At 34.8% G+C, this 6950-nt stretch carries 6 protein-coding genes; 5 read left to right on the top strand and 1 reads right to left on the bottom strand.

All coding sequences use genetic code 11. The annotated features are described in order from the left end of the window. The first annotated feature begins 673 nt into the window (after positions 1 to 673). From B5440_RS06670 to B5440_RS06650, 4 genes are all read left to right on the top strand, one after another. On the top strand, positions 674 to 1753 hold the full coding sequence (locus B5440_RS06670) for a sensor histidine kinase (RefSeq protein ID WP_070055442.1): 1080 nt from the start codon (positions 674 to 676) through the stop codon (positions 1751 to 1753). Between the two features lie 488 nt (positions 1754 to 2241). Then, the gene (locus B5440_RS06665) at positions 2242 to 2532 is read left to right on the top strand and encodes a helix-turn-helix transcriptional regulator (protein ID WP_070055441.1); all 291 of its coding nucleotides are present in this window, start codon (positions 2242 to 2244) and stop codon (positions 2530 to 2532) included. Between the two features lie 33 nt (positions 2533 to 2565). Next, positions 2566 to 3786 carry a DUF5906 domain-containing protein gene (locus B5440_RS06660; RefSeq protein ID WP_317039389.1) on the top strand — a complete coding sequence of 407 codons (1221 nt, stop codon included), beginning with the start codon at positions 2566 to 2568 and terminating at the stop codon, positions 3784 to 3786. A gap of 252 nt (positions 3787 to 4038) precedes the next feature. After that, the gene (locus B5440_RS06650; protein WP_070055438.1) at positions 4039 to 4539 is read left to right on the top strand and encodes a CHC2 zinc finger domain-containing protein; all 501 of its coding nucleotides are present in this window, start codon (positions 4039 to 4041) and stop codon (positions 4537 to 4539) included. Positions 4540 to 4544: 5 nt separating this feature from the next. Here the strand turns inward: B5440_RS06650 and B5440_RS06645 are convergent, their stop codons facing one another. Next, entirely contained in the window at positions 4545 to 5714 is a 1170-nt protein-coding gene (locus B5440_RS06645) for a glycoside hydrolase family 5 protein (protein ID WP_079711092.1), read from the bottom strand. 214 nt (positions 5715 to 5928) lie between these two features. Here B5440_RS06645 and B5440_RS06640 point away from each other — a divergent pair, with 214 nt between their 5' ends. Then, the gene (locus tag B5440_RS06640) at positions 5929 to 6927 is read left to right on the top strand and encodes a sensor histidine kinase (protein ID WP_157823634.1); all 999 of its coding nucleotides are present in this window, start codon (positions 5929 to 5931) and stop codon (positions 6925 to 6927) included. Positions 6928 to 6950 lie beyond the last annotated feature (23 nt).

Genomic DNA, 6950 nt, shown 5'->3' with positions numbered 1-6950 from the left:
GTGTTACGTGATAAACCCAGCCTCGAACTTATCTGGCGTTTACTGACGCCCTGGCTGTACAACCTAAAAATCTGTTTTACTTTTCGCATATCTATCTGTTTGTTGGCCATGGTCTTTTTTACAAAAAAAGACATTTGGCTTTTTACAAATAGAATCGATTTCTTAGTGGCTCACTTTATCCCGGCTAAAGTGGTTCACTTTGAACCGGCCAAGGTGGTTCACTTTAATCCGGCCAGGGTGGTATACTATGACCGTTTTTTGCAATCATGCTACATTTGACGTTCCTTATTTTTATCATCTAACCTTTTATACATAGGTAGAGTAATCCTATTTAAATCAATCATTTTTACATTTAGAAAGGGACGTTCTAAATGATCCTTCACCTCAAACTCTTTTAGGACTGCATTTAAAAGCTTAAATTGATCCGTAAACTCAGTTGTTGTATAAAAGTCGGTGTAAAGCTCTGAAACACGCTTAGAGCAGTTCCAAACCTGACATTTAAATTTGGCGTTATTCTTAGTAACGTATTTAGGCACATAAGAAGCAATAGACCTTATGTTGTTAGCATCTAATAATTGGGAAATATGATCCCTTAATATGACTTCAAACCAGGATTTTATTACAAAAAGCCCTAATATTTTCCTTACTTTTACGTAGGAATCCCAAACCTACAATGGAACTTAACGATATAGAAACCGAACTTGACCTGGAACCTTTCTTTTCACAATCCCAGGATTACTTATGTATCGCTGGGTATGATGGATATTTCAGGAAAATAAATCCGGCTTTTATTAAATTAATGGGTTATACCCGGGAAGAATTATTCGCAAATCCCATTAGCCATTTTGTGCATCCCAAGGATAGGCAAAATACAGCGGAAACGCGGGCTAAAATTTTGGAAGGGATACCCTTGTTGCACTTCCAGAACCGTTATCTCACGAAATCTGGAGAAATTGTATGGCTCACCTGGACCTCTATTCCGATTCCAGACAAAGAATTAATCTACGCTATTTCCAAGAATATTACCCATCTTAAAAAACTGGAAGAAGATCGCCACATCCGAATAAGAGACCTTACTTCAAAAAATTCAGGACTTACACAATTAAGTTATGCTACGGCTCAAGATCTAAGGTCTCCGGTAAACAACCTAATTTCTCTTGTTAAATTACTAGACCGATCCAAAATTCAGGATGATGAAACCTTGTTATATCTGGAGTTATTAGAAAAATCGGTTCATAAGTTAAAAAGGACTTTAAACGATCAGGTTGATCATCTTCAGGGAAACCGTTTTCTAGAACCCAATTTCGAACCGGTGAATTTAAATGAGGTAATTCAAAACATTTTAGATTCCCTACATTCTCTAATTGAAGAAACCGAGACTTCCTTTGAAATTGATTTTTCGTCAGTTGAAGTCCTTAAGGTTAATGAATTTTACCTGCACAGCATTTTCCTTAATCTTATTACCAATTCCATAAAATATGCTCAACCGGGACTTCCACCTTTAATCTCCATTAGTTCTAAAAAAAATGAGGCCGGTTCTCAAATTCATTTTATAGATAACGGAACTGGTTTCGATATGGAAAAAAGTGAGAATAGGCTATTTGAATTGCACCAAAAGTTTACAGATCATAAGGACAGCAAGGGTATTGGTTTATATCTGGTAAAGAGTTATATGAATAGTTTAGGTGGCGATATTGATGTTGAGAGCAAAATTGGAGTTGGGACTTCATTTATTTTAAGTTTCAAAGATTGAAGAATAACGCAAAACTTCTTATGGCAATTGTAAATTTTACTCTATCTGATATATTCATACACGCATAAAGTTCCACTATCTCTGGAGAATAATTTGCAGATTGAATATTACCATGGAACCCTTAAGCGCTAATATAGTTTTCCACATTCTTCTTTTAGCTAAATTTAATGGTATGAATCTTTGGGAACTATGGAAAAATTTATTTTAAAATCTGGAAAAAGATCAGTAGGGTGAAAATCCGAAATAAATTCTTTCTGGAATCTTCCATTATTCTAATTCAACAGACCTTTGAAAAATATTCTTCATTAAATCTCCCCCTCCCATTAGAACGTTTTATCGAAAAGCATTTTTAAGGAATTATCATCATAATCAATTATTTGCTGAATATAAATTAAAGCTTTAATTGTTTTTTAGTTAAATATTCCACTTAATAAGATTTGATTTCTTTTTCTCAATTAGTTTGTTTTCTAAATCAATATTTATTCAAAATGGAAGAAAACAAAAGAATTGAGGATCTTTTAATTGATATTAAAGGCCTCCTTGGAACCACTAAAAAAGTGATGAACGTGGAAGATCTGGCACAGTATACCGGGCTTTCCAAAAGTAAGATCTATAAGCTTACACATCTGCGGCTTATCCCAATGGGAAACAATCCTAATATTCGTCAAAAATTTTTCGACAAGGAAAAGATCGATGCCTGGCTCCTGGGAGAGCCGGACCTGTCAGATGTTTTCCTTGAGGATCAGTTCAATAAGGGCCTGATAAAAAACCGGAAATAGGCGCTTGTCTTTTATTCATCCTTTAAAAATGTTATGATGAAACAGTTATCCTATATCCGGGTGGGAACCAGTTACTATAAGATAGTAGCGATGCCCACAATTGCCGGGAACTTCAATGAAGTTTTGATCCCCTGGAATATCGAGACCTTACGACAGGACCATGGTAAAGGTTTTGTTGGAAGTATTAAAAAATATGAAGGCTTCACCTGTATCCCGAGCCATCTGGATTTTAAACAGGTACATCACGGATTTTATAATACTTACGCTCCTTTATCCTATTTACCCCAAATAGGTAAAGTAGATTGTTCCCTGCAATTCATTAAACACATCTTCGGCAACCAATTCGAATTAGGCCTTGATTATCTGCAACTTTTATATGCAAAGCCAATCCAGATGTTACCTATCCTATGTCTGGTTTCTAAAGAAAGGGTTACCGGGAAAACTACTTTTTTAAAATGGTTAAAAGCCATTTTTGAAAACAACCTGACCTATCTGACCAATGATAATTTCAGCAGCCAGTTTAATGCAGATTGGGCCAACAAACTCCTTATCTGTATTGATGAAGTATTATTTAACAAGGAAGAGCTTACCGAGCGAATTAAATACCTAAGCACAACTGATTTTAATAAACTGGAGGCTAAGGGAAAAGACAAGCGGGAGGTGGAATTCTTTGGGAAATTTATCCTGTGTAGCAACAACGAAGATAACTTTATAAAGATCGATAGTGAAGAAACCCGTTTCTGGGTATTGAAGGTTCCAACCCTACAAAAAGAAGAAACTCATTTTTTAGAGCACCTGAAGATGGAAATCCCTGCCTTTTTAAATTACCTGAAACAACGAGAATTAGCTACAGCTCACAAAACCCGAATGTGGTTTACTCCGGAGCAGATAAGAACCAATGCACTTGAGAACCTGATGCAAAATAATCGGAACCGGGTGGAAAAAGAATTAGCAAGTATGATCCTTGACGCAATGGAAACTTTTGATTTGGAGGAAGTTGATGTTTGTCCTTTGGATGCATTGCAGGTTTTAAATCGAACCCGGGTTAGAACCGATCTTACCCAGTTAAGACAAATTCTTAAAAATGACTGGAAATTAAAAAACCAGGATAATTCCCGCACCTATCAAAAAATGGTGATGTGGCAGAATGGCCTGGCACCAATTCCGGGAAAAGGTCGCTACTATACAATAGAGAAATCATTCTTGCTCGAAAATTTTGAAGATTTGGAAAACGATGAAACGATGCAAAAGTGATGCGGGGTGTAAGCTCAATGTTATCAAGGCTTTCGGGAAGATCTGCATCAAAGCAACAAATTCTGAAGACCACAAGGGAGAAAAGCCTCCGGTAATTTCTTCTTTTTTTGATGAATTGATGCGAGATATAAATAAGACCAGTAATACTGGGGATTTCCAGCCGCATCGTTTCCGCATCACTTTGTCATCAAAAATAAAACGATGCTAAAATTTGAACTCAATTGATTGGATTTGTAGCTAACACAGTAAAAAATGGAAAAGACAGCAACAACAAAAAGCTGGGAAAAAGCCCGTAATATTTGCATCCTAAAAACGCTTGCAAAATTAGGGCACTTTCCCAGCAGAACAACGGAAAAAGAAGCTTGGTTTCTAAGTCCCCTGCGGTCAGAAACGCAAGCCTCTTTCAACGTATCCCTGCATAAGAACCTATGGTATGACTTCGGAATTGGAAAAGGCGGTTCTATCATAGATCTTATTATGGCAATGAAATCCTGCACAGTAAAGGAGGCGCTGGAATATTTAAAGAACGATACAAAGACTTTTTCTTTTAGTCCACTAAAAACTGAAGGTCGTTTGAAACGAGCAAAAATTCGAATCCTGGATATTGAATTTATTTACCTGCAGGGATTAATTGATTACTTGAAATCCCGGAATATACCTTTTGAGATTGGTAGAAAATACTGCAGACAGGTATGGTATGGCTTTAAAGCAAAACGATTTTTTGCACTTGGCCTTGAAAATTATAAAGTATAATAAATTTATTTATAAACTCCAAAATTACCTTCATATTCCCATATAAACCCAGGGATATTATATGCCTTTAAGGTTTTTGAGACCTTTTGGAGGTATTTTCGCCTGGATTCTGAATCAGCATTTTGGGTTACGCCGTATTCTGTGCACCAGGTTTCTACACCATAAGTATCCCTCCAGTTAGCGACAGAAGATATTTTATGATTAATAGCTTCTAACGTGCCGGTATGTTGATAGTCTCTGTAATTTATTTCTCCCGGAGTACCTTTTGCCTGTGGTGCTAAATCCGGCATATTTCTTTTAGTGCTATCCGGGAAGGGGAATGGAATACCTGTAGTACTATTTTGTGGACCGGTCCATTCTGTGCCCTGATGTGTGAAAATAAATGGTTCATAAAAATGAAAGGTGTAAATAATGTTTTCGTAGGGCAAAGGTTCTAGTCTTGATAACTCATAAATACTGTTGTAATTAGAAGATCCGACTATTAAATGGAGATTTGGATAACAACTTCTAATTTGTTCTATGATGATTTTTGCGGATTCTCTCCATTGATGAGGGTAGATAGTAGGTTCATTGGCAATTTCTAGAAATAGATTTTTGCTCAAAGCTTGCTCCTTTTCTAAGATTTGCAATAAGATGATCCAATTTTTTGCTATTAAATTAGCTTCAGCTTTATAATTTTCGTGGGTAAGATTATGATTAAAATAAGCGAGAACCAAAGGAGTGTTTTGTTTTTGATAAGAAACTATATTCTTTATCAATTTTTTAAATTTTCTTTTTTCTTGATTATTAGCTTGGTTTAAAAAATAGTTAAGGTCTATAGGAAGCCGAATGCCTTCAACGTTATCACGGTTTAGGTTTTTAAATACTCTTTGATAGTAATTTCGATTTATTTCGGTTTTACTTAAATCCCAGGTTTTTTCTAGTCCAGTTACATTCATTCCCTGAGCATGAATATTTGAGGTAGAAAAAAGGGTGAGGAGTAATATTATAAAAAACAATAAGTAATTATTTTTTAACCTTTTTTTTATTAGATTGCTTTTGCTTAGATTGCAATAAAGTATGACTAAACGTAGCGTCCCCAAAACCTGGTTTTTTAGAGAATTACATGTAAGAATGTGGAAAGCAAGCAATAAGCTAATCTGGGGAGCAATTATATTTTTAATTTTAATATCCATTATAGATTTCCTTCTTTTCCAAGAACAATATTTGGAATTTATTATTTTAAATCTAGTATGTGTAGGCCTTGTAATAATTAGTCAGCGATTGTTAGCTAAGGTACTAATTAAGCCAACAATACTTCTACACCTCGTACTTCTTATACTAAATTTTTTACTCCTATATAGTATTGGAGTTAGTAATGAAACTGGTCAAATTTTATATTTGGTGTTTTTGGCAATCACCTTTGTCAGCTTTAATACTATTGCCATTTGGAAACCATATGATGCCTTTTTTCAGTTTGGAGTGTTAGGTGTGATGGTATTTTTTCTAAACTACATAGATTTTATTGATCTCAAAAATCTTCTACTATTAGGGGGGTATACTACTTTTTCTCTTTGCCTGGTGAGTATTGCTTTTCCATCTATAAAGACTCTCTCTTTAAAGGATGAAATAGAGGAGGAATATAAGCAAACTCAAAAAGTTTCTGATTTTGGACTTGAAAATCAAGTTTTAAGACGAGAGATTGAGAATAATGAATCTAAACTGGCCTTTCTGGAAAATAAGGCGAAAATCTTTCAACACGACTTAAAAAATCACCTTGGCAGTATTGAATCTATGATAGAATTAATAGAATTGGAAGATAGATATTTAAAAAAATCTGAAGGTCCAGACTATCTGCCTATAATTAAAAATGCTTTGGATGAAGCAGATGAAAAAAACAAGGACTTTTTTAGGAATTTTAGTGAAGAGGCCGCAGTGGAGGAAAGAATTAAAAAAGTTCCTCTAGAGCTTCACGATATTATACATAAGAATATTTATAAATTCATAGAACATACTTCTTCCCGAAATATTAATTTTGATTTAGCTTTAAAAGCGAATGCTTCAGTTATTTTGGGGGATAGCAAAATATTAAATACGGCTATGTATAATATCCTCAAATACGCGCTAGACTTTTCAAAAAATAACGATTGGATTAAGATTCTAACCAGGAATGAAAGTGACAGTATAATTATGGAAGTAGTCAACGCAAACTCCGGTATGTCTATGACCACTATGGAATCTTATTTTAAGAATATAAACATCTATAATCTGGAAAATATTCAAAATAACCAGGGGCTTGGTTTAAGTATAGCCAAGAGAAATATAGAACAACTGGACGGGCACTTAAGTTATAGCGCTTCCAACAGCCTTGGATTTGAGTTTTTGGTAGAATTTAAAATAGAAAATTAATAGCCCTATTTCCTTATTTGACC

It is taken from the genome of Salegentibacter salarius, from assembly GCF_900168265.1.
GTDB classification, from domain to species: Bacteria; Bacteroidota; Bacteroidia; order Flavobacteriales; family Flavobacteriaceae; genus Salegentibacter; species Salegentibacter salarius.
This window is presented reverse-complemented; position numbering and strand designations above follow the sequence as displayed.

Excerpts from the sequence above, each read along its gene's own strand:
- B5440_RS06670 (WP_070055442.1), top strand. The coding sequence starts at position 674 with ATGGAACTTAACGATATAGAAACCGAACTTGACCTGGAACCTTTCTTT.
- B5440_RS06665 (WP_070055441.1), top strand. The coding sequence starts at position 2,242 with ATGGAAGAAAACAAAAGAATTGAGGATCTTTTAATTGATATTAAAGGC.
- B5440_RS06660 (WP_317039389.1), top strand. The coding sequence starts at position 2,566 with ATGATGAAACAGTTATCCTATATCCGGGTGGGAACCAGTTACTATAAG.
- B5440_RS06650 (WP_070055438.1), top strand. The coding sequence starts at position 4,039 with ATGGAAAAGACAGCAACAACAAAAAGCTGGGAAAAAGCCCGTAATATT.
- B5440_RS06645 (WP_079711092.1), bottom strand. The coding sequence starts at position 5,714 with ATGGATATTAAAATTAAAAATATAATTGCTCCCCAGATTAGCTTATTG.